The 1359-nt window shown below is 44.9% G+C and carries 1 protein-coding gene; it reads right to left on the bottom strand.

Annotation, left to right across the window (positions count from 1 at the left end; genetic code table 11):
• Nucleotides 1-69 precede the first annotated feature (69 nt).
• Complete coding sequence (locus JAZ75_RS04020) at nt 70-1296, bottom strand: IS256 family transposase (protein WP_208700327.1); 1227 nt, start codon at nt 1294-1296, stop codon at nt 70-72.
• Between the last annotated feature and the right edge of the window lie 63 nt (nt 1297-1359).

Below are 1359 nucleotides of genomic sequence, written 5' to 3'. Positions count from 1 at the left end.
GGGAGTGTAAAATAAACTGTGTCAATGGTTCAATTACCACCCCGCTGGGTGGTAATTGAACCATTTTGCTTATTGCAAATCTAACACCATTCTTCCGGGAAACCAAATAGCTAATTTTTGTGCCGTTGTTCCCCAATTGGCCAGTGGCATCGTCCATTTCTTCTTAATGTTTTTATGTGCTAAATAGATCAGTTTCAATAACGCCATGTCCGAGGTGAAGGCACCTTTGGTTTTTGTGACCTTACGGACTTGGCGATGGAATCCCTCGATCGTATTGGTCGTATAGATTAATTTTCGGATGGATTTGTCGTAACGGAAATAAGTGGTCAAACGTTCCCAGTTGCGCCGCCAGGAGTCGATGACCACGGGATATTTTTCTCCCCATTTGTCCTGAAGTTCATCCATCCGCAGTCCGGCAAGATCCAATGTATCGGCACGGTAGACAGGTTTTAGATCGTTCATAAACTCCTTTTGGTCCTTACTGGCCACATACTTGAGGCTGTTACGGATCTGGTGCACTACACAGGTCTGTACTTCGGTATCCGGAAAAACACTCTGTATCGCTTCTGAAAATCCTTTTAGGTTATCGATACAGGCAATTAAGATATCCTCTACGCCCCGGTTCTGTAAATCGGTCAGTACGCTTAGCCAAAAGTTAGCACCCTCATTCTCCGAAACATACATCCCTAACAGATGCTTGTGGCCGTTTCGGTCGATGCCAAGAATATTGTATACGGCTCGCGATACAAAACGATGGTCTTCTTTCACCTTGTAGTGCATGGCATCCATCCAGACAATCGTATAAAGGGAATCCAGGCTTCTTGATTGCCATTCCTTGACCTCGGGAATGATCTTATCGGTAATGGAAGAAAGTGTACTGTGACTGATGTCTGTATCGTACATCTCCTTGATGTGGTTCGATATATCCCGCAGGCTCATACCAAGGCCATACATGCCTAAAATCTTCTTCTCCAGGCTCTCGGCTAGAATCGTCTCACGTTTCTTAATAAGCTGGGGTTCGAAGTTAGATCGGCGATCACGGGGAGTGTCGATATCGATCGTGCCATCGGAGGTCCGAATCTGCTTGCTGGACTTGCCGTTACGCCGGTTACCGCTGGAGCGCTCAAATTCGTCCATATGGCCATCCATCTCAGCTTCTAACGCCGCTTCTAAAAACTTCTTCATCAAAGGTGCAAAAGCGCCGTTCTTACCATAAAGTGATGCTCCGCTGCGTAACTGTTCCAGCGCTTTGTCCTTCATGGACTCAAAATCAAAATCGTTTTCCTTAATACTCATAATTACTATGTCAAAAATAATACTTCTGTTTATTATCCTTGACACAGTTTATTTTACAGTCTC

It is taken from the genome of Sphingobacterium sp. UDSM-2020, from assembly GCF_016132525.1.
GTDB classification, from domain to species: Bacteria; Bacteroidota; Bacteroidia; order Sphingobacteriales; family Sphingobacteriaceae; genus Sphingobacterium; species Sphingobacterium anhuiense.
Note: the sequence above shows the minus strand (reverse complement) of the source record. Positions and strands in the feature narration are given on the sequence as shown.

What these genes read in the sequence shown, in the direction of transcription:
- JAZ75_RS04020 (WP_208700327.1), bottom strand. Translation starts at nt 1,296, where the DNA reads ATGAGTATTAAGGAAAACGATTTTGATTTTGAGTCCATGAAGGACAAA.